Consider the following 21,649-nt stretch of genomic DNA (forward strand, 5'->3'; position numbering starts at 1 on the left):
TGCCCCCCTATGATTCTTGAAATCTTCCTTGTTGCTTCCTGCGCCCTGTATGCCCTGAACTATGTGGTGCTGCTGGCCGGGCGGCGGCGGGTGGTTGCGCTCCCCCGGCGTTTCCCCGCCGAATGGCCTTCAATCTCCATCCTTGTTGCTGCCCGGAACGAGCAGCGGAACATCCGCGCTTGCCTGCAATCGCTGCTTGCCCAGGATTATCCCGCCGACCGTTTGCAGCTGATTGCCATGAACGATGAGTCGGAGGATGAGACCCTGGCGATCATGCAGCAGGTTGCCGCCGCGTTCCCGGAACGGTTGCGGGTGGTTAGCACGGTTGCGGAAGCGTCGGCGGCGGTGCGTGGCAAGGCGCGTGCGCTGGCGCAAGGAATTGACCACGCCACCGGGGAGATTCTTCTGTTCACCGATGCCGATTGCACACCCCCGCCAACTTGGGCGCGAAGCGTTGTGCAGCATCTTTCCAGCGATGTTGATGTTGCCACCGGCTTCACGATTGTTGGCCACACCACCACCTTCGGCGCGTTGCAGGCACTGGATTGGCTGCACCTTCATGCGATTGCCTCGGCAGCGTTGCAGCTTGGGGTGCTGATGGGCTGCATCGGCAACAATTTTGCGATCCGGCGAAGCGCGTACCAGCGTGTGGGGGGATACCGTGGCATGGAGTTCTCGGTGACGGAGGACTTCGCGCTGTTTGCCGCGGTGCTCCGGACCGGCGGGCGCGGAATCTTTCACTGCCACCCCGATGCCGCAATGCAAACCGAGCCATGCCCAACGCTCCCCGACGTGCTTCGGCAAAAGCAGAGGTGGGCGCGCGGGGGGATTGCCATGAGCGCGAAAGGAAAGATGGTGTTGGTGATTGCCGTGCTGATGATGGCCTCCATCACCATTGCGCCGTTCCACTCGCTGGCCCTTTGGGGAATCGTCTGGGGGTGCAAATTCGTTTGCGATCTGGCGTTGATGGTTCCCACCATGGCACGGCTGCGGATGCTTCCGTTGCTCCGCCATTTTTTGCTGTTCGAGTTCTATTTCATCGCCCAAGCCCTTGTCACCCCGCTCCTCCTGTTCCGCCGCACCGTGGTTTGGAAGGGAAGGGAGTACCAGAGTTAGCGGTAGCGGTTGTCCCGACGAAGGTCGGGGTAGCGGCCCCGACCTCCGTCGGGGTTGCTAACAGGTCTTTAGCCTGCCCCGCGTCAGGGAGGAGGATGGCGCCGAAGGCTAAAGACCTTCGGCTACCCGGGCAGAAGTTGTCCCGACGAAGTCGGGGTAGCGGCCCCGACCTCCGTCGGGGTTGCTAACAGGTCTTTAGCCTGCCCCGTGTCAGAAGGGAGGATGGCACCGAAGGCTAAAGACCTTTTATCAATCCCGACGAAGGTCGGGACGGCTACCCGGGTATCTGCTCCCCAAGCTCCACCAGTTTCCGATACGTCCCGTTGTTTGCCATTAATTCTTCGTGGGTTCCTTCCTCCACCACGCGGCCTTCGTCAATCACCGCAATGTTGTGGGCGGCGCGGATGGTGGAAAGTCGGTGGGCAATCACGATTGCGGTTCGGTTCACCAGCAACCGGTTGATCGCCTCCTGCACCAGCTTTTCCGACTCGTTATCCAACGCCGAGGTCGCCTCGTCGAACAGCAAGATTTGCGGGTCGCGGACCAGTGCGCGGGCAATCGCCAGCCGCTGCCGTTGCCCGCCGGAAAGCAGCACCCCGCGGTCGCCAATGTAGGTCTGGTATCCATCCGGCATGGCGGCAATAAACTGGTGGGCGTTGGCCGCACGCGCGGCGGATTCCACCGTTGCCAGGTCCACATCCCCCAACCCGTAGGCGATGTTGTTGAAGATGGTATCGTTGAACAGCAGCGATTCCTGCGTCACCATTCCAAACAGCCGCCGGTAGCTTCCGGTCTCAAGCTGGCGAATGTCGGTTCCGTCAAGCAGGATGCTCCCCGATTCGGGATCGTAAAACCGCGCCACCAAATCGGCCAATGTTGATTTCCCCCCGCCGGAAGGCCCCACCAACGCCACGGTCTGCCCACGCTTGATCGTGAGGTCAATCCCTTGCAGGACCGGGGTCTCGGGACGGTAGCGGAAGCTCACGCCGCGCAGGGTGATGGCCTCGCGCAGCCCCTGCGCCGGAATCGTTCCGCCGGTTGGCTCCTGTGGTTCGTTCAGCAACTCTATCACCCGCTCGGCAGCCACCATTCCGCGTTGGATGTTGGTGGGAAGGGAGATGATGGCGGTGATCGGCCCCATGATGGCGAACAACAGGAAAAGGAAGGTGAACAACTCCGGTCCCGAAAGCGTCCCTTCAATCACGTTGCTTCCGCCGTAGAACAGCACCACAATCAGCGCAACAATGGCGAACAGCTCGCTGGCGGGTCCGGTGGAGTGGGTGACGCGGCCATGCTTCACGGCAGATTTCACGTAGTAGTTGGTCTGCTGGCCGAACCTTCCCGACTCCGCCGCCTCGGCATTGTAGCCTTTGACGATTCGGATATTCTGGAACGCCTCCTGCAACCGGCTGTTGATGCTTCCCAGCGTTGCTTGCATCCGTTCGGAGTATCGCCGCACGTACTTGCGCAGCACCTGGATCATCACCACCGAAAGGATGCTGGTGCTGAAGGCAATCAGCGTAAGGGTGGGGGAGATGCCCAGCAGAAGAAACAGCATGAAGATCACCTGGAACGGTTCCTGGATCAGCATCCGCAACGTGGGGGTCAGCGCGGCGTTCATGGCTCCAACGTCGTTGGTCATCACCGACATCAGGTCCCCAAGCCGGCGGTTGTGGAAGTATCCCAGCGGAAGCCGCACGGCGTGGTCGAACATCCGGTTGCGAACGTCGCGGATGAACCGCTCCTCCACCGCAGTGTTCAGCAAGTAGCTGGCGTACTTCGCCACGTTTTTCAGCAGGAAGATCACCATAATCAGCAAGCAGAGTTTCCAAAGCGAGGCAAGCCGGTCGCTGGGGACAATCACCAACTGGGTCAGCGGGTTTAGGATGCCGGAGGTAAGGGTTGTTCCGGTGGAGCCAAGCGCGCCGGCGGAATCCCCTGCGGAACCGTCGGGGAAAATCAGCTTCATAATCGGCATGATGATGCTGATGGTAAGCGTGCTGAAGAAGGAATGGGCCATGCTAAGCAGCACCAGCAATCCCATCCATCCCACGTAGGGGCGAAGCATCGGAAAAAGGTGGCGGAAGGGCTTCATGGCGTTGGGGATTCTTGCTTGGCGATTGGTTCGGTGGATTGCGCCGGCGGTGGCAACAGTTCCAGAATCGCCGCCAGCACACGTTCTGCTGCAATCATCGTTAGCTCTCCATCTCCATCAACCACCCGAAACGGAACCCCCCACGGCTGCCATGCTTCAATGCTTCGGGCGTGTGCGGCAATCACCACGGTCGGCTTCCCCAACGCTGCCGAAAGATGCACGATGGAGGTGTCGGGGGTGGCAATCACCGCGGCTCCAGAAAGGCGTTCTGCAAACTGGGCAAAGCTACGGGTCGGGGCAATCAGCTGCGCGCCGCTTCCGGCAACGATCTGTTCGGCAAAGGCTTCATCCCCCGGCTTGCAGGCAACGGCAACCGCCACGCCCCGCTGGCGCAGCAGCCCGCAAAGGGCTGTGAAGTTCTTGGTCCCCCAATATTTCGCCGGCTCGCTCCCGCTGATGTTTAGCACAACCGTGCCGCTGGCTTCCGCTTCTTGATTCAGCCGGATCCGCAGCCGCTGGCCGTTGTGCAACGGCTGCGGGCCGATTGGCGAAATACCAAGCGGAGCCAGCAGCAGCGAGGTCTCCCGAACGATGTGGATTGGCCCCGCCGCTCGCGGAATTGCGGCATCGTACAGGGTGGAGGATTTCCCGGCGAACCCGATCTTCCACACCGCACCGCTTAGTGCCGTCAAGGCCGCCGCGCTTGCGGAATCGTTCGCCACAAGGTTGATGGCAAAGTCGTACCGCGTGCGCCGAATCGCCCGCATCACCTTCCAGGTTCCAACCGCCGAAACGGGGACCACGTGGGTCCGGTTGATGTCGGGGATCAGTTCGGCAACGGCGGCGTTTTTTGCGCCAAGCAGCAACCCAATGGTGGCGTTCGGGAAACGCTGGCGAACCAGTTGGATGCTGGCCGTTGTGATAATCGCGTCCCCGATTCGATCGGGGCGAACAAGCAGGATGGAAGGGGTGGAAGGAAGGGTGGAGATGGAACCCCCGCCAGGGCGGCCCGCCCGCCGCGACAGCAGCCACAGCACGCAGCGGCGCAACCATCCTTCGGCACGTTTGGCAAGCGTTCCCACCGGCCCTACCGGTAATAATTCAGCGGGTTCGGGGCGATGTGGCACTCCTCGGCAATCAACACATTGCGGACGGTGCCTTCGTCGCGAAGCGCGTACAGGCGTGGGACGATTCGGTCGCGAAGCTCCACCGGGGTCATCGGGTTCAGGAAGATGCTGGTTCCCCCTTCGAACCCCGCTTGCACGTGGATGCGCCATTTAATCAGCACGTGCCACGGCATTTTCACCACGGCATCAATCGGGCTGTAATACCACTCCTCGTTGCAACTGATCTCCGCCCCGGTTGCGGCGTGGCAGGCGTGGATCAAATCGCTAACGCCTTGCAGTTCCTCGGGCGTGTGCTCCCACGGGCGGGCATTGCGCGACTTGGAGAAAATTTCAATTGTTGGGAACCGGTGGCCAATCCCCACAAAGGCAATGGCGTGTTCGTTCTCGGCAAACACCAAATTGAACATCGCCGCAAAGTTGACGGCGTACTCGTTGAAAGCGTTTGGGTCCTTCTTCAACATCTTCACCTGGCGGGTGATGGAGGCCCCCCACTCATCAAGCCCCACAAGCTGTTTGTGCAAGTGGTCGAAACTTGCGCCGGCACCTTTCAGCCAGTTCTGGAAAACGGAGACGTAGCGGACGTACCGGTTCCGCTCCACAATCCGCCGAAGCGATTCGATGGTGGCTTTGAAATATTGGTAATGCTCGGTTGGGGTCAGCCGTCCGCTGCTCAGAAGGTCGGCCTCGGTGGTTCCGTCGGGGTGGTAGTGGTTGCGGGCAACAATCAGCTCGTGGCAACCGGCGTACATCGGCTCGCTTAGGGTCAGGATTTCGTCGTCGGAAAAGGTTGGTTTCTCCTCCGTCGCTCCGTTCTTTTTCCCGTTTCCGTTGCTTCGGTTGCGGTGCGCCTGCTTGTACTCAACAACTGAGCGCAGATGCTGCAATCCGGCTTCGGTTGCGGCGTGGCGGCGAAGCTGCTCCAAAGTTTCGGGAGGGGGGATGTAGCCGTAGTTCTGCTTCCAATAATCAAGGGTGACGATCTCGAACAAGTTGGCAAAGCAGCGGAACTCCGCCGTGGTGGCGAAGTAGCTATCGGCGGGAAGATGGTCGTGGCGGTGCCACGCGCCATCTTCCCGCACGTAGCGGAATTTCTCCGGTGCCGTCTCCAAATATCTTCCCGAGCAGAAGGCGCAGATATGACCCCGGTCAACCCCTTCCAGGGAGGCTGGCTCGGGGGGCTGAACCTTGTTCTGGGCTGGCTTGGAAGCGCGCTCCGGCACGGCCCACACCTCGTTCCCGGTGAACGGGTTGATCTGCTTCACGGTGCCGTCGGGCATGATGTTGTAGAAGGCGGAGTATTTCATCACCCTAGCGCAAGCGCGGCTGAAAGGATTGCATCCACCTTATCGGTGCTGTCGGCCTCGGCGTAGAATCGCAGAAGCGGCTCGGTTCCGCTGGCGCGGATCAGCAGCCATCCGCCATCCACAAAGAACTTGAAGCCATCCACGGTGCTGGTTTCGGTGACGGGCATTCCGGCAAGCTCCTTCACCCCCGCTTTTGCGCGTGCAAGGATCGCATCTTTTTTCTGCTGGGTCATCTTCTGGTCCACGCGGCGGTAGCGGTGGGGCCCGAACTCCTCATCTAACTCGGCGGAAAGTTGCCCAAGCGTCTTCCCCCGTTTTGCCATCATCTCCAACAGCAGAAGCCCGTTAAAAATGCCATCGCGTTCGGGGATGTGGAGGGTGGTCCCCAGCCCCCCCGATTCCTCGCCGCCGATCACAATTTTCTGGGTGGTCATCAGCTTGGCGATATGCTTGAAGCCAACGGCGGTTTCGTGCAACGTGATCTTCTTACGGGTGCAGTAATCGTTGACCATGGTGGTAAGCGAGATGGTTTTTGCCACCGCGCCACGCTGCTTGCGGTCCTCGTACAGGTACTTCATCAGCAGCACAAAAATGCGGTGGCTGTCAACAAAGTTTCCGTGTTCGTCAACGGCCCCAAGCCGGTCGGCATCGCCATCGGTGGCAAGCCCAACGGTGAACCCGCCGGTTTTAATCCGCTCGATCAACGTCCCCAGATACTCACCCATCGGCTCGGGGTGGTCAATGTCGGCAAAGGCTGGGTTGAACTCGTTGTGAAGCTGCTCGGCCTCCGGCAACAGAAGGTGCATGGTGTTGATTCCGCTACCGTACATCGGGTCGTACAGCACCTTGAACCCTGCTTCCCGAATCGCCTGAAGGTCAATTTTCTTTTTCACATACTCCACGTAGGCCAGCTTGGCATCGAACATCTTCACCTGCTTTGCGGCAATCAACTCCGCCAGGCTTTTCAGCTTCTTCGGCTTTGGTGGTGCGGACTCCATTTTGGTGACGTTCTTCTGGACCTTCGCCACGTCCTCCGGCGTTGAAGGACCGCCGTATCCAGCCTTCAGCTTGAAGCCGTTGTACTCCGCCGGGTTGTGGCTGGCGGTGATGATGATCCCACCGGCAAGCCTTTTCTGCTTGGCCGTTAGGGAGACTTGCGGGGTGGAGGAAATTCCGTCGGTCAGCCACACCGTCAGCCCTTCCGAGGCAAGGATTTGGGCAACGGTTTCGGCAAACTTGTTGGAAAGGAATCGGGCATCGTAGCCAACCACCACGCCCCGCTCGGCGTTCGCTTCTTTCTTGAAAAACTGTGCTGCGGCGCGCGCCACCAGCCCCACATTGCTGAAGGTGAAATCATCGGCAATCACGCCGCGCCAACCGTCGGTTCCGAAGATGATGGACATGAACGTAGTTGATTATGGTTGAGGATAGAACTCTCCCCCCAGCGCGCGTTGGAGCAGGGGGGAGAGAGAGAAAGAGAGGGAGGAGTTGATGCCTGCATCGAATGATCGGGAAATGAAGGGGGGCGGGATTACAGCACCCCTTTGGCGAAGGCCGATTCCCCTGCGAACTCGGCGGTTGCGCCAAGCTCATCTTCGATGCGGAGAAGCTGGTTGTACTTGGCCACGCGGTCGGTGCGGCTGGCCGATCCGGCTTTGATCTGGCCGGAGTTGAGCGCCACGGCAAGGTCCGCAATCGTGGTGTCCTCGGTCTCGCCACTGCGGTGGCTGATGATGGAGGTGTAGCGGTTGCGGTGGGCAAGGTCCACCACCGCAATCGTTTCGGAAACCGTGCCAATCTGGTTCAGCTTCACCAAGATGGAGTTCCCCACGCCGGACGAGATGCCGCGCTGCAAGTAGGCGGTGTTGGTGACAAACAGGTCATCGCCAACAAGCTGAACTTGCTTGCCAATTGCTTCGGTCAGCTTTTTCCATCCGGCCCAATCGTTCTCGGCCATGCCATCTTCGATGGAGATAATCGGGTAATTACGGGTAAGGGTTTTGTACCACTCGATCATCTCATCGGCAGATTTCAGCGAGCCGTCGGACTTGAAGAGTTTGTAGTTGCCATCGCTCCACATCTCGCTGCTGGCAACGTCCAGGGCCAGCCAGATGTCGTCGCCTGGCTTGAACCCGGCGCGTTCGATTGCGGCCATAATCACCTCCAACGCTTCTTCGTTCGATTTCAGCGACGGAGCAAAGCCACCTTCGTCGCCAACGGCGGTGTTCAGGCCTTTCTCCTTCAGCACTTTCTTCAGGTTATGGAAGACTTCGGTCCCCTTGCGGAGCGCGTCGGCGAACGAGTCGGCACCAACCGGGACGATCATGAATTCTTGGAAATCAACGTTGTTGTCGGCGTGTTTTCCGCCGTTGATGATGTTCATCAGCGGGACCGGAAGCGTGCGCGCGCCAACGCCCCCCAGGTAGCGGTACAGCGGCATTTCGTGGTAGTCGGCAGCGGCTTTTGCGCAGGCCATCGAAACCCCAAGAATTGCGTTTGCGCCAAGCCGCCCCTTGTTCTCGGTTCCGTCAAGCTCAATCAGCATCGTGTCAATCAATGCTTGGTCGTTGGCCGGAAGGCCGATCAGCTCATCGGCAATCAATTCGTTCACATGGACCACGGCGTTCTGGACCGAAAGCCCCATGTAGTTGGCTGGGTCGCCATCGCGAAGCTCCACCGCTTCGTGTTCCCCGGTGGATGCCCCGCTTGGAACGGCCGCGCGGCCAATGTGCCCTTCTTCCAGGATAACCTCAACTTCAATGGTAGGATTCCCACGGGAATCAAGAATCTGGCGTGCGTACAGGTCTTGAATGATAGCCATGAAAGTTCTGCTCTCGTTACTGATGAACTGCTGATGAACGTGCAACTTGCTCCGCTGTTTGCAGAAGCGGCGGGCAAATAAACCGAAAGGGAAGATGCTACGCAAACGGTGAGTTGCAACGATGGATGCACAGCGGGGAAGCCCCCAAACAACCGGGCGCAGCAGCGAAGCGTTGCATGGTTTGCGGGGGGGCGATATGTTCGCGGGCACTCCCGTTGCTGAAACCTCACGATCCATTTGGCCAATGCACGCTCCCAACGTTCCCGATGCCCGAACGCGCTTCTCCAACCGCGTTGCCGATTACGTCCGATACCGCCCGGGATACCCCCCCCAGGTCCTCCATCTTCTGCGCCAGTTTGGGCTGGTTCCGGAATCCACGGTTGCCGATGTTGGAAGCGGGACTGGGCTGCTTACTCAGCTTTTTTTGGAGAACGGCAACACCGTGTATGGCGTTGAGCCAAACCAAGAAATGCGGCTGGCTGGCGAGGAATCGCTTGCTGGGTTCCCGAACTTCCGCAGCGTTGCGGCGGCTGCCGAAGCCACCACCCTTTCTGGCAACAGCGTTGATCTGATTGCCGCCGGCCAGGCCTTCCACTGGTTCGATCCCGAACCAACGCGTGCGGAGTTCCGGCGCATCCTGAAACCAAATGGAGTTGTGGCGCTTGTCTGGAACGTCCGCCGCACAACCGGCACGCCGTTCCTTCGGGATTATGAGGCGTTGTTGGCCGAGTTCGGGGCCGAATATACCCACGTGATCCACCGGACAATCACCGATGATGGCGTGCGCGATCTGGAGGGATTTTTTGCCCCCGGCTGCTACCGCAAACAGATCATCCCCGACAACTTCCAGCACTTCGATTCCGAAGGGTTGATTGGCCGCGCACGCTCCGCTTCCTACATGCCAACCGCAGGGGACCCGCGTCTGGACGAAGCGATCAAGGCTTTGCAAGAATTATTCAACCGGCACCAGCACCAGGGCGTGGTTCGGGTGGAGTACGACACCGAGGTCCACGTTGGCTGGTGGGGGGGGGAAGCATGAGCAACGGCAGCATCCTTCACCACGCTGAGTTCCTGCTTCAGCCCGGGCAACCCAACCCCCTGAGCACCGATTGCGGCGTGTTGTGTGATGCCGATGGAACGATTCTGGCGATTGGTCCCGCCGGCCAGCTTCGCCCCCGTGCGGATGCCACAACCCACCACCAAATCCTGATGCCTGGGGTCCTGAACTGCCATGCCCACCTTACCGATGCAGGAATCCAAACGCCGGTTGGTGGGGGCCAGGGATTGGTCCAATGGGTGCAAGACCTGCTTGCTTCCCGTGGGAAAACCGAGGGGGAAGGGGAGCCGGAGGAAGCGTTTGGGAAGCAGGTGAGCGGGGTGATCCGCCAGATGATGGCCAGCGGAACCGTGGCTATTGGCGAGGTAGCAAACAACCTGCGAACCATTCCGGCAATTGCGGAAACCGGAATCCGCTGCCGTTTCATGCATGAGCTTCTGGGGTTTCCAGAATCGCGCGCCCAGCAGTCAATCCTTTCTGCGCTGGCCGATTGGCAGCTTCCGGAGCTTCCGCCAACCATTTCCTACACCCTTGCCGCCCATGCCCCCTACTCCGTTTCCCCATTGCTGATGGAGTTGATCCACCAGCGGAACATGGCGCATGGGACGCTGACCTACCAGCATCTTGCCGAGGACCCCGACGAGCGGCGGTTGTACGAAGAAGCCGCCGGCCCGTGGCGTGAGTTCCTGGAAAGGATTGGCGGGTGGGAGCCAACGTGGGGACCGCCGGGGATTTCGCCGATTGAGTTCTACAGCCGCATCGGGGTGATGGATGGAAACTACGTTGGGGTCCACCTGACGGATGCCACCGAACCGGAGATCGCCCTGCTGGCAAGCCGTGGGGCGGGGGCAATCCTTTCGCCGGCCTCGAACCTCCACATCACCGGAAAGCTGCCGAACGTGCCGGCGTTGGTGGGGCATGGCGTGAAGTTCGGATTGGGAACCGACGGGCGCGGCTCGAACCCGAGCATTGATGTTTTCGACGAAGCAAAAATCTTGCTGGAGCATTTCCCGAACCTCCCTGCGGGGACGTTTCTGGAAGCCTTGACGATTCACGGCGCGGAGCTTTTGCAGTTCAACAATCTGGGGAAGATCACCCCGGGCCAGGCCTTGCCGCTGCTGTCGGTGCTGGTCCGCGAATCCCCCAGCGACCTTCGGGGGCTTGAGCGGGCAATCGTGATGGAGGCTGTTGGGCGGCGTTGCGTGGAAGCCGCCACAACCGATTGCTGATTCGGCTCCGTTCTTATTTTTGCGCCCTATGTCGAAAACCAAGAAAGCTACAATCGAAGAACAGCTCTTCTTCCCCCCCTCGCTTCAGCACACCAAGATTCTTTGCACGCTTGGCCCAGCAACGGCAACAAAGGAGCGGATTCGCCAACTGATTTTGGCCGGGGCCGATGCCATCCGGCTCAATTTCTCCCACTCCAAGTATGAGGTCCACCGGAAGTTGACCGAGATGACGCGGGAGGTTTCCGCCGAGCTTGAGCGGCATATTGCCATCATCCAAGATTTGCAGGGACCAAAGATCCGCGTGGGAACGCTTCCCGATGGGCCGGTGCTTCTGCGCCCTGCCGAGCGGGTGATCCTTACCACCGATGCCGTTGCCAGCGGCGACAAACGGATTCCTGTCCAATACAAACAGCTTGCCGACGACGTTCGCACCGGCGACAGCATCTTTTTGGATGATGGATTGCTGCGGCTTCGGGTGGTGGCCAAAAGCGGGCGGAATATTGCTTGCGACGTCATCAACGGCGGGCTGCTGAAGGAACACAAAGGGGTGAACCTTCCTGGGGTGAACGTTAGCGAGCCAAGCCTTACGGCAAAAGATCGGCGGGACCTTGAGTTCGGGTTATCGCTGGGGGTGGATTACGTCGCGCTTTCGTTTGTCCGTTCGGCAAAAGACATCTTCGACCTGAAGCGGCTGATTGCCAAGCATGGCAAAACCACGCCGGTGATTGCGAAGATTGAAAAGATTGAGGCGATTCGGGAGCTTGACGCGATTATCATGGCCACCGATGCGGTGATGATTGCCCGTGGCGATTTGGGGGTGGAGCTTCCCAGCTACGAGGTCCCGTTGCTCCAAAAACGGATCATCAGAAAGTGCCGCGAGCTTGGCAAGCCGGTCATCACCGCAACGCAGATGCTGGAGTCCATGGTCCAGAACCCGCGCCCAACCCGCGCCGAAAGCTCGGACGTTGCCAACGCCGTTTACGACGGAACCGACGTGGTGATGCTCTCGGCAGAAACCTCTGTTGGTGCCTTCCCGGTCGAGTCGGTGATGACCATGAACGACATCCTTCGCTCCACCGAAAGCGTCGTGCGGTTCGACCCGAACTGGAAGCGGACAACCACCGGGGAAACGGAAACGGAAATGGCCGAAAACGCGGTAGCGGTGGCGGCGTGCGTCCTCTCCTCCCAGGTGAATGCCAGCGCGATTCTCTGCCTATCGTACACCGGCAACACCGCCCGGACCATGTCGCGCCAGCGGCCCGATGCCCCCATCATTGTGATGACCCAGGACCTTGATGTGTGCCGGCGGCTTTGCATCTACCGCGGCATCTATACCGTCACGATCGAGCAACCGGACGACACCGAGGACGCGGTCTCGATAATGAAACGTGCGGCGATTGAGGCAGGGGTGGTTGAGGAAGGGGACACCGTGATTATCACCACCGGCTACCCGCTGGATGAAAAAGCCAGCACCAACATGATTGTGGTTGACAGGGTGTAAGCCGCTTGGTGAACTCCATCTGCGCCAACGCTATCCGGCGGCAAGCTGCGTGGCGTGCGCAGCGCAGCGCCGCCCCGGGCTGCCGGGCAAATTTCCGTAGCTTCGCGCCGTTCCACCTGGTTGCTTCCGGCGTGGCTGCCGATGCGGCGGGATCGGAAACACCAAAGGTGGTGGGGCGGCCCGTAGCAACCATTCTTACAACAACCAGTTCCAAATTCCACGGCTGACTTCACCCACGGCGCGGCACGTGGCCAGCCATTCTGACCAGTATGTACCTTTCCAAACTTGAGATCGTCGGCTTTAAGTCGTTCGCCCACAAAACCATCCTCCGTTTCAACGACGGCATCACCGCCGTGGTGGGACCAAATGGGTGTGGGAAGTGTGTTGTCGGCTCGGCCATTGTTCCCCTTGCCGATGGGCGTTCGGTTCCCATTCAAGATCTGGTGCAACAGGCTCTCCGTTCAACCAACGACCGTATTCAGTATGACGATGGCGTGGCTGTTCTTGACGCTGCAGGGACCACCAATGTGTTGTCATTGAATCCAACCACGTTGCGGTTAGAGGTCCGCCCTGTCACCGCTTTTGTACGCCGAACAGCGCCAGCAACATTGCTCTGGATCCGAACCAGAAGCGGGCGCGAGATAACGGCAACGCCGTATCACCCATTGTTCACGCTGAAAGAAGGGAAACTTCACGCAGTGCAGGCCGATGAGCTTCGGCCAAACCTGAGAATTGCTGTTCCCAGAACGCTCCCCCAAACCACTGCGCCACATTCTGAAATTGATCTCCGCGCTGTTCTGAGTGCGTTTAGCGAGGAGGACAGGATGTACATCCCTTCTTCGCAAGAACTCATTCAATGGGGAAAGCAGCGCAAGGATGAATTGAATGGAGTTCCGCTGAGATCAAGCAGTGCTGAAGTGAGGGGTGGAGCCATGCGTGGATTGCTGGATGGCCAAGCCGTAAACTCTGCATCGTTACTGAGATTAGAAGCTGCCACCCAAACGTTTGCACCGATTGAGCCTATTCTTCAATCACGGAAGGCACATAGAATTTCGATCCCTACAACCTTCTCACCAGAATTAGCAAGGTTTCTTGGATTGCTAATTGCTGAAGGAAGAAACACATCGGCGAACCAAGTGTGGTTTGTTAATTCGGATCCACAGGTCAATCGGGAGTACGCTGAGCTTGCACAAAAAGTATTTGGGGTGACACCAGTCACCGCAAGTTATAAGGCTGGTGCAACGGATACTCTAATCTATTCAAGGGCACTCTGCGTGCTGTTGGATAAGGTCTTCGGTTTCACTGTTGATTCTAATTCATTCCAAAAGACGGTTCCTACACAGTTATTCTCTTCTGATAATTCGGTACGCTGGGCTTTCCTATCTGGACTTTTTGAAGGGGATGCTTATATCAAAGTCCCATCATCGAGCGAACCTCCTTCACAGGCATATATTGAATATTCAACAGCAAGTAAAAAACTTGCGGCTGGCGTGGTTAGTTTGCTGTTGCAATGTGGTGTTTTTGCCATTATTCGAAAAAGAACAAAATATGCCACTAACACTGAAAAGAAGAAAAAGAACACCTATTACTCTGTATTGATTTATGGATCAAATCAACTGCGCCATGCTGCTTACCATCTACAATTTGTTGGGGCAAAAAATGAGAAGCTGAAAACTCTTCAAAAATTACCAGAAACCAGCAATCCTAACCATGATGTTGTACCGGAAGCTGCACATTTAATCCGATCAACAATTACTCAAGCTGGCATTTCCATTAAGGCTCATCGCAAAGGGCGTGCAAAAATGGCTGCGTACCATGAATTACGTTGCCAACCAAGCCGTGAAGGTATCATGGAAGTTGTTGGTGATATTCTTCAACTTGGCACTATCTCCACTGATGTTCAAACACGATTGCATGAACTTCAAACCCTTGCTACTTCAGATGTTTACTGGGATGAAATAACCTCCGTTGAAGAAATTCAGCCAGAAGACCCGTGGGTGTATGACCTTTGCGTGGATGAAACTCACAACTTCATTGCCGATAATGTTGTCGTCCATAATAGCAATGTGATTGACGCGATCCGCTGGGCGATTGGGGAACAAAAAGCCTCCGTCCTTCGCTCCGATAAAATGGAGGAAGTGATCTTTAACGGGGCCGGAAAACGCCGCCCGCTTGGCATGGCCGAAGTCTCCCTAACAATCGAAAACACCAAAGGAATTCTCCCGACGGAGTACAGCGAAGTTGTTATCACACGCCGGCTATTCCGCAATGGCGATAGCGAGTATTTATTGAACAAAACCCAATGCCGCCTGCGCGATATTGTGGACCTGTTCATGGACACCGGAATGGGGGCCAACGCCTACTCGGTGATCGAGCTAAAAATGATCGAGACGATCCTAAGCGACCGCGCCGACGAACGCCGCCGGTTGTTCGAGGAAGCCGCAGGGGTCACCAAATACAAAGCCCGCCGCCGCGAAGCACTCCGCAAACTAGACTCCACCCAGGCCGACCTGCTTCGCGTGAACGACATCGTGAAGGAGGTCGCCAAAAAGGTGGCCGCGCTGGAACGCCAAGCAAAAAAAGCCGAGGAATACACCACCCTTGATGCCGAACGCAAACGGGTGGAAATCGAGGTGCTGGAACGTGAGTATGCCGCCACCAAATCGCGCATTGCCCCGCTGGAGGAACGCCTTGCCGAGGCCAAATCCAAACGGACGGAGCTGGACACGGTCCTGGCCCAGGAAGAAACAATCTTGCAGGAACTGGAACGAGAACAGGGGGAGATTGAGGCCGCGTTGATTGAAGCCCAAAAGGACCTGAACGCCGTCACCGAGCGGATTGCGACCGTGGAGCAACGCCAGGCCGTTTCCGCCGAACGCCGCCGCTCGCTGAACACCATCATCGAGAACTCCGCACGCGACATCAAGGAAGCCGAGGGGGGGATTGAGGCTTTGATGAAGGAGAGGACCGAGGTGGAAGAATTGCTGGAGCGTCTGGCCGAACAAAACCGCATTGCCGAGGCGGAGTACGAGGCGATCCGGTCCGAGGTGATGCTGAACGAAGCCGCCCTTTCTGGCCGCCGCACCGAAGCCAAACGTTCGCAGGATCGGGTGATTGAGGCGATCAACCGCTTGGCCGCGCTCCGTGGCGAGGAGGAGCGCACACGCGCCCGAATCGAAGTGATCCGCCAACGTCTTGATGAATTTGACGAGCAGGATGAGGAAGCCCGATTGGAGCTTGAGCAGGTTGAGGAAATCCTTGCCGGATTATCGGACCAACTGAACCACGCCACCGCCGCGCTGGATGAGGCCCAACGCCAGTTCGAGGAAGGGCAAGCGGAGAAAGGGCGTTTGCGGACGGAGATTGATGACCTCCGGACCCAGACGATTGAGCTTCACAACGGGATCAACAGCCGGAAATCGAAAGTTGAGTTTTTGAATGGCTTGGTGGACCAGGATGAATCGGTCCGATTCCTTGTTCAACAACCCGATTGGACCCCGGTGGAGCGGATCACCGTTGCCGAATCTATCAGCACCGATGAGCAATTCCGGACCGCGATTGCCGCCGCGCTTGGCAACGCCGGGCGGTTCCTGATCGTCCCCAGTGCCGACGACGCGTTGCGCGGTGTGCAGTCGCTGCAATCGAACCGGAAAGGGAAAGCCACCTTTGTCTGCTTGGATAGAATCCCCCCAACCGCGCCGCGCCCGCTGCCCGCCGGCGTGCAAGCAATCGGCTGGGCGGCGGATCTGTGTGTTTCGGATCCAGCGTTTGGCCACCTTCGCCACCATCTGCTTGGGGGAACGTTGGTCGTTCAGACGTTGGAGCAAGCGTTTGCGGCATCGGCCCACAGCATGGTGGAGCAAGTGGTGACGCTGGAGGGGGTGTTGATCCGCAACGGCGGGCTGATCCGTGGCGGCGGGCGCACCGCCGACGAAGGGGTGACAATCGGCAAACGCGAGCAGATTGAACGATTGGAAAAAGAGGTCGCGAAACTGACGAAGCAGCTTGAGGCATTAACCAAAACGATTGCCGAAAAAACCGAGCAGCACAACGCCATTAATCTTGGCACGCTAAGCAACGCCATTCGCGAGGCGCAGCAGCGGGTGGGGAACTTGGAGAAACAGCGCGGCCAGGCGGAGTACGAGCAGGAATCGGCCAACGATCTTCTGGAGCAACACGACCAGGACCGCACACGCGCCCACGAGGAAATCCAACGGCTGGAAGGAGTGCTGCAAGGGACCGAACCACGCCGCAAAGAGCTGACCGAGGAACACGCCACCGCCGAGAAAAGGGCCCGCGAACTGAATGCCGAGCTTGAGCGGATGGAGTTGGGGTTTGCCGAACAGTCGCGCCAGATGAACGAGAAGCAAGTGCTGCTTGCCGGGTTGCGCGGCGACCAACGAAGCGCACGCGCCGAGCTTGAGCGAATGGCCCGCGACCGCGAAAACGCCGAGCGAACAATCCAACGCCGCCGCCAAGAAGAGGAGCGCGCCCAGGAAGAGTTGGTGCAGTTGGAAGGGCAGTTGGAGGAGTTTGTTGCCCAGCTGGAGAGCTTCCGCGCCGAGCTTGCCGAGGCGCAGGCGAAGCGGGAGGAGGTGGTCCAACGCCAGGCCGCAAAGCGCGAGGAGATTGCACGCCACGGCGAGACGCTTCGCGAGGAACGCCGCGACTACGAACGCTCGGTTGAGCAAATGCACGAAATAGAATTGAAACTTGGCGAGCTGAAACTGAAAGCCGAAAGCCTTCTGCAACGTGGCCGCGAGGAGTTGGAGATTGAGTTGGTGCTGAAAGAGTTCGGGGAAGAGGGCGCAACGATGGGGGATCTTCGCGAGCTGCTTCGGCAGATCAAAGGGCGGTTGAAGATGATGGGATCGGTGAACCTGCTAGCCTACGATGAATGGCGCGAGGAGAACGAGCGGTATCAGTTCCTGCAAGGGCAGCTTGATGATTTGAAGCAGGCCGAAGACTCCCTGATGAAGACTATTGCCGAGATCAACGAGACCGCGCAACGGAAGTTCATCGAGACGTTCGAGCAGATACGGAGCAACTTCCAGAACATCTTCCGAACGCTGTTTCTGGAAGGGGATGAGGCCGATCTGAAAATTGCCGACGGGGACCCGTTGGAGGCCCAGATTGAGATCATCGCGAAGCCTCGCGGAAAACGCCCGCACTCCATTGACCTGCTTTCCGGGGGTGAGAAAACGCTGACGGCGATTGCGTTGCTCTTCTCCATCTATCTGGTCAAGCCTTCTCCGTTCTGCATCCTCGACGAAGTGGACGCCCCGCTTGACGATGCGAACATTGACCGTTTTGTGCAGCTTATCAAACGCTTTGATAACGAAACGCAGTTTATCATCGTTACCCACAACAAGCGCACAATGGGCGCAGCCGACACGATGTACGGCGTTACGCAGGAGGAGGATGGCGTGTCGAAAATCGTCTCGGTGCGGTTCACCGAGACCAAGAAACAGGAAGCAATCAACAACATTCCACAAACGGAGATAGCATGAAACCACAACTGATCATCACCGCAGCGTTGCTAACGCTTGGCATTGCTGCGTGCAATGACTCCACCACCGAACCAACCCCGCAGCCAATGGCGGAGACGATGCAATTCAAGTCCGGTGCCCGCTACGAATACACGACCTACTCAACCGACACAACCACCCAGGCCCCAATCGAGAGCACGCGCCGCACCAAAACCCGCACGTTGGTGGCCGCCAATGCCAGCGTGAAAGGAAAAACTGGGGTTGCGGTTTCCATTGACAGCTTGTTCGCCACCGCTGGCGGATTCCTGAGCGTGACAGACTCGGTGTTGCTGCAACAGGCATCGGGGACGAACGAGATTTACCGCTACTCCTCGCTTGCGCCGGAGCTTGATTTCAGCGGGATTGCCGGGCTTTCGTTGGACATCGGCAGCGACTGGCGGCACGAGGCAACGCTTGGCGCGACCACCGCAAAATGGTTCCTGGGGGAGGTTGCCGACACGTTCCAGATTGACGGGCTTCCGCCGCAGGTGAAAGGGGTGAAGGTCTCGGTCAGCGATTCGGCAATCGCCTCGGCCTCGGAAACCCTGACGATTGACGGGGTCAGCTACAAAACCACGAAGACGACGCACCGGCTTGATCTGAAATTCAGCGTGATCGTCAACTTGGGTTTTGGTGGGGATCAGGTTGTCGCGCTGAACACGAACTCCATCACCAGAACAACGTGGACCAGTGCCGAGCTTGGGGCAATCATCCGCGAGGAGCGCGAAGCAAAGGCAATCAATCTGGGAAGCTACACCGGCATAACCCTTCCGGTGATACCGGCCTACGGCTCGGTGACAGCAATGACGAAGGTGCTTGCCAAAGGGAGTTAGGTCCAGAGATAGACTGGCAAAGAGTAAATAGAACAACGGCATCTTGCTTGATTGCAAGATGCCGTTGTTGTTTGCGGGGGGGCATCGGTAGCACCTTGATCCCTATGGAATCAGGATTGTAGCCTGCGATATCTATTACTTGAGCAGTTACGGAAAGGGGATATATTTACGGCCAGCTATCGTGCCCAACAGATTGCCGGGATACTATGCGGCTTCACATTGTTGATTCCGAAGACGCGCAAGTGCAATGAAGTCGGAAATGCAGCAGCTTTGAAGATGAGGAAGTCCGCAGGGGAATCATCTTGCGTCTCTCAAATTGGAAATTTAGGTGCTTCTGGCAGAGTTCGTTGGAATGCACGCGAAATAAGACAAAACCTTCATGGCAACCAGGCTCAAAATCATAGATCTTTTTGCTGGCATCGGGGGCATTCGGCTTGGATTTCAGGCGCACGGATGCACATCGGTGTTTGCTTCCGAGTGGGACAACTACGCGCAGCAGATGTACGAAGCGAATTTCGGAGAGCGGCCCTTTGGCGACATTAACGAAATCCCCCCGGAGCAGATACCAGACCATGATATTTTACTTGCCGGATTTCCCTGCCAACCATTTAGCATTGCCGGAAAAGGGCTTGGATTTGCCGACACACGGGGGACATTGTTTTTCAATATCGAGGCGATTATTGCGGCAAAAAGGCCGCAAGCATTTTTGCTGGAAAACGTAAAACGCCTGACAACCCACGACAATGGAAACACGTTTGCGGTGATCGTCGAAAAATTGAAAAATCTTGGATACACGCTCTATCATAAAGTCTTTAATTCTCTTGATTTCGGCCTTCCACAGAAACGGGAAAGGATTTACATCGTTGGATTTAAGGACCCTATCCATTTCCAATTTCCAAAACCGCCCGGCTATTACAAGCCATTGTCCGAAATTTTAGAAAAGGATGAAGATGTTGACCAAAGCTATTTCCTTTCTGAAAAATTAAGAATCAAACGATTGGCGGCGGTGAAATATCCTCCTCCTGTGCCATCTATTTGGCATGAAAATATCGGTGGGAATATCTCCGCACTTCCCTACTCCTGCGCGCTGCGGGCGGGCGGCAGCTACAACTACCTTGTGGTGAATGGAGTAAGAAGGCTGACCGGAAGGGAGATGCTGCGGCTTCAAGGATTCCCCGATTCTTTCGTGATAAATATCCCCTACTCCCAGCTAAGAAAGGTTGCGGGAAATTCGGTGACAATTCCGGTGGTGAGTGCTATTGCAGGGGAGATGGTCGCGGCATTGCAGCATAAAAGAAATGCCGTGAAAATTGGAACACAACCCTTTTTTGAAAATCAAAAAATCAAGGTGATGTAACGGAGATTATTGGAGATTCCCATGCTTGTTATCCCCGCCATTGAATTGCAAGATGGACGCTGCCTTCGGATGGTTGCTTCCGATGATCCATTCTCGGTGCAAGTCTATTCTGCCGATCCTGTGCAGATGGCTTTGCTGTGGCGGAAGGAAAATGCACGGTCGCTCCACATCACCGATTATGATGCTATCCTTGGAAATCCTTTCAGCAATCTTCCAACCGTCCAGCAAATTGCGGCGGCGGTCGAAATTCCAATCCAGCTTATCACCCGATTTCAATCAATTGAGCAATGCCGGGAATTGCTGCAATCGGGCATTTATCGGCTGACGTTGCACGAGCAAATCCTTCGCGACCCGGACGGGGTTTCCGAATTATTGAGGGAGTATGGTCCCTCGCGAATTTGCGCCAGTGCTATCTCGCAAGGTGGAAATCTTTTTATGATTCAGCACCAGGGGAAACCGGTTCCAACGCTGGAATTTGCCGCGCTGGCGGAGTCGCTTGGAATTCGCCGGTTGCTTTTTTCGGACCGTGAGTACGACGGGCGGCTGCTGGGTCCAAATTTTGCCGCGCTCCGCAGGTTGGCCGAAGCAACGTCGCTGCAAATCACGGCTGCGGGCGGGGTTGCTTCCGTGCAAGATTTGTGGCGGCTGCAGGAAATGCGCCCGCTTGGCATTGATTCGGTGGTGATTGGCCGCGCCTTCTACGAAAATCGTTTCCCCTGCCAAGAACTGTGGCGCGACATTGAAATTGAACGCCGAAAAACAGGGGGGAGCTGGGTGGAAGAAATATCAACCAGCCGGCTTCGCGATACGTGAGTGAATGGCGGACTCTCTTGATCACTCAGGTGATGCTTTGAACAGCGGCCTTTTCCCCCACTTTGGAACGAACGATGATGCTTCTGAAATTTCATGGAACCGGCGCGGGCGATCCTGCGGCAGACCGGGGGGCCAGCGCGCTGACCGCCACCTTCAGCAATGGCAGCGTTGCCCTGTTCGATGCTGGCGAAGGGGCATCGCGGGGGATGCTGCGCGACCATGTGGACCTGCTGCAACTCTCCACGGTGGCCATTAGCCACACCCATGCCGACCATTGGTGCGGGCTTCCTGGGTTGCTGACCGCGCTTGCGGTGGCCAAACGTACGCGCCCGTTGGTAATCCGCGCTCATCCGGTCGCGCTCCGGTTTCTTCAGCAAGCCGCGCTCCATTCCCACCTGTTTCCCGAACGTCTCAGCTTCGCAATCCATTGGGAACCATTGTCCCCATTCCCCCTTCCCGATGGATGGACCTGTTCCCCAATCCCCAACACTCACGCTCGGTCGGTGCAGGACCTTGCAAGCCAGCATCAGGTTTGCGCGGCGGCGTTCAGCTTTTTGCTGCGGAAGCGTGGCACGCCGGGCGTGTGCCTTTCGCAAGATTTGGGGAGCGAGGGGGACCTGCGCGGCAGCTTGGAAGGGTGCGGGCTGCTGGTTTGCGAATCGGCACACGTCAGCCTTGAAAACGTTGTTGCAATGGCCGCTGCGGCGGGGGTGCGCCGCGTTGTTTTTACTCACATTCCCCCGCGCGGCATTGATTTCCCTTCCTCCACACCGCAGTTGGAGGTCACCGTGGCAACCGATGGCCTTGCTATTGAGGTGGAAGAAGGCCTCACCCTTCCGGAAAATGCACTTGCGTAACCCTATCCTTG

Annotated in this window: 15 protein-coding genes; 10 read left to right on the plus strand and 5 right to left on the minus strand. The window is 57.6% G+C overall.

All coding sequences use genetic code 11. The annotated features are described in order from the left end of the window. Positions 1-9 precede the first annotated feature (9 nt). On the plus strand, positions 10-1,116 hold the full coding sequence (locus IPM61_13045) for a glycosyltransferase (GenBank protein ID MBK8912243.1): 1,107 nt from the start codon (positions 10-12) through the stop codon (positions 1,114-1,116). A gap of 274 nt (positions 1,117-1,390) precedes the next feature. Here the strand turns inward: IPM61_13045 and IPM61_13050 are convergent, their stop codons facing one another. From IPM61_13050 to eno, 5 genes are all read right to left on the minus strand, one after another. After that, the gene (locus IPM61_13050; protein ID MBK8912244.1) at positions 1,391-3,211 is read right to left on the minus strand and encodes an ABC transporter ATP-binding protein; all 1,821 of its coding nucleotides are present in this window, start codon (positions 3,209-3,211) and stop codon (positions 1,391-1,393) included. Beyond that, positions 3,208-4,293, minus strand: coding sequence for a glycosyltransferase family 9 protein (locus IPM61_13055; GenBank protein MBK8912245.1), 1,086 nt, complete (start codon positions 4,291-4,293; stop codon positions 3,208-3,210). The genes IPM61_13050 and IPM61_13055 overlap by 4 nt, the downstream gene beginning before the upstream one ends. A gap of 5 nt (positions 4,294-4,298) precedes the next feature. Beyond that, positions 4,299-5,642: a DUF4921 family protein gene (locus IPM61_13060; GenBank protein MBK8912246.1), complete on the minus strand. Its 1,344-nt coding sequence runs from the start codon at positions 5,640-5,642 to the stop codon at positions 4,299-4,301. Next, positions 5,642-7,045, minus strand: coding sequence for a phosphoglucomutase/phosphomannomutase family protein (locus tag IPM61_13065; GenBank protein ID MBK8912247.1), 1,404 nt, complete (start codon positions 7,043-7,045; stop codon positions 5,642-5,644). Before IPM61_13065 ends, IPM61_13060 begins: the two co-directional genes overlap by 1 nt. A gap of 128 nt (positions 7,046-7,173) precedes the next feature. Continuing rightward, complete coding sequence (gene eno / locus IPM61_13070; protein ID MBK8912248.1) at positions 7,174-8,463, minus strand: phosphopyruvate hydratase; 1,290 nt, start codon at positions 8,461-8,463, stop codon at positions 7,174-7,176. Between the two features lie 244 nt (positions 8,464-8,707). Between eno and IPM61_13075 the strand changes: the two genes are divergently transcribed. The 9 genes from IPM61_13075 (at position 8,708) to IPM61_13115 (ending at position 21,638) form a co-directional block, all read left to right on the plus strand. Beyond that, on the plus strand, positions 8,708-9,502 hold the full coding sequence (locus tag IPM61_13075) for a class I SAM-dependent methyltransferase (protein MBK8912249.1): 795 nt from the start codon (positions 8,708-8,710) through the stop codon (positions 9,500-9,502). Beyond that, positions 9,499-10,749, plus strand: a complete 1,251-nt coding sequence (locus IPM61_13080; protein ID MBK8912250.1) for an amidohydrolase family protein — start codon at positions 9,499-9,501, stop codon at positions 10,747-10,749. The genes IPM61_13075 and IPM61_13080 overlap by 4 nt, the downstream gene beginning before the upstream one ends. Before the next feature lie 28 nt (positions 10,750-10,777). Next, positions 10,778-12,250: a pyruvate kinase gene (pyk, locus tag IPM61_13085; GenBank protein ID MBK8912251.1), complete on the plus strand. Its 1,473-nt coding sequence runs from the start codon at positions 10,778-10,780 to the stop codon at positions 12,248-12,250. Between the two features lie 8 nt (positions 12,251-12,258). Continuing rightward, positions 12,259-12,477, plus strand: coding sequence for a hypothetical protein (locus IPM61_13090; GenBank protein MBK8912252.1), 219 nt, complete (start codon positions 12,259-12,261; stop codon positions 12,475-12,477). A gap of 1,683 nt (positions 12,478-14,160) precedes the next feature. Continuing rightward, complete coding sequence (smc, locus tag IPM61_13095; protein ID MBK8912253.1) at positions 14,161-17,760, plus strand: chromosome segregation protein SMC; 3,600 nt, start codon at positions 14,161-14,163, stop codon at positions 17,758-17,760. Then, the gene (locus tag IPM61_13100) at positions 17,757-18,611 is read left to right on the plus strand and encodes a hypothetical protein (GenBank protein MBK8912254.1); all 855 of its coding nucleotides are present in this window, start codon (positions 17,757-17,759) and stop codon (positions 18,609-18,611) included. The genes smc and IPM61_13100 overlap by 4 nt, the downstream gene beginning before the upstream one ends. A 379-nt stretch (positions 18,612-18,990) precedes the next feature. After that, on the plus strand, positions 18,991-19,968 hold the full coding sequence (locus IPM61_13105; protein ID MBK8912255.1) for a DNA cytosine methyltransferase: 978 nt from the start codon (positions 18,991-18,993) through the stop codon (positions 19,966-19,968). 21 nt (positions 19,969-19,989) lie between these two features. Then, positions 19,990-20,781, plus strand: coding sequence for a 1-(5-phosphoribosyl)-5-((5-phosphoribosylamino)methylideneamino)imidazole-4-carboxamide isomerase (locus IPM61_13110; protein ID MBK8912256.1), 792 nt, complete (start codon positions 19,990-19,992; stop codon positions 20,779-20,781). Between the two features lie 77 nt (positions 20,782-20,858). Beyond that, positions 20,859-21,638 carry an MBL fold metallo-hydrolase gene (locus IPM61_13115; protein ID MBK8912257.1) on the plus strand — a complete coding sequence of 260 codons (780 nt, stop codon included), beginning with the start codon at positions 20,859-20,861 and terminating at the stop codon, positions 21,636-21,638. Positions 21,639-21,649: the final 11 nt, after the last annotated feature.

The sequence above is a fragment of the Chlorobiota bacterium genome (assembly GCA_016710285.1).
GTDB lineage: Bacteria > Bacteroidota > Ignavibacteria > OLB7 > OLB7 > OLB7.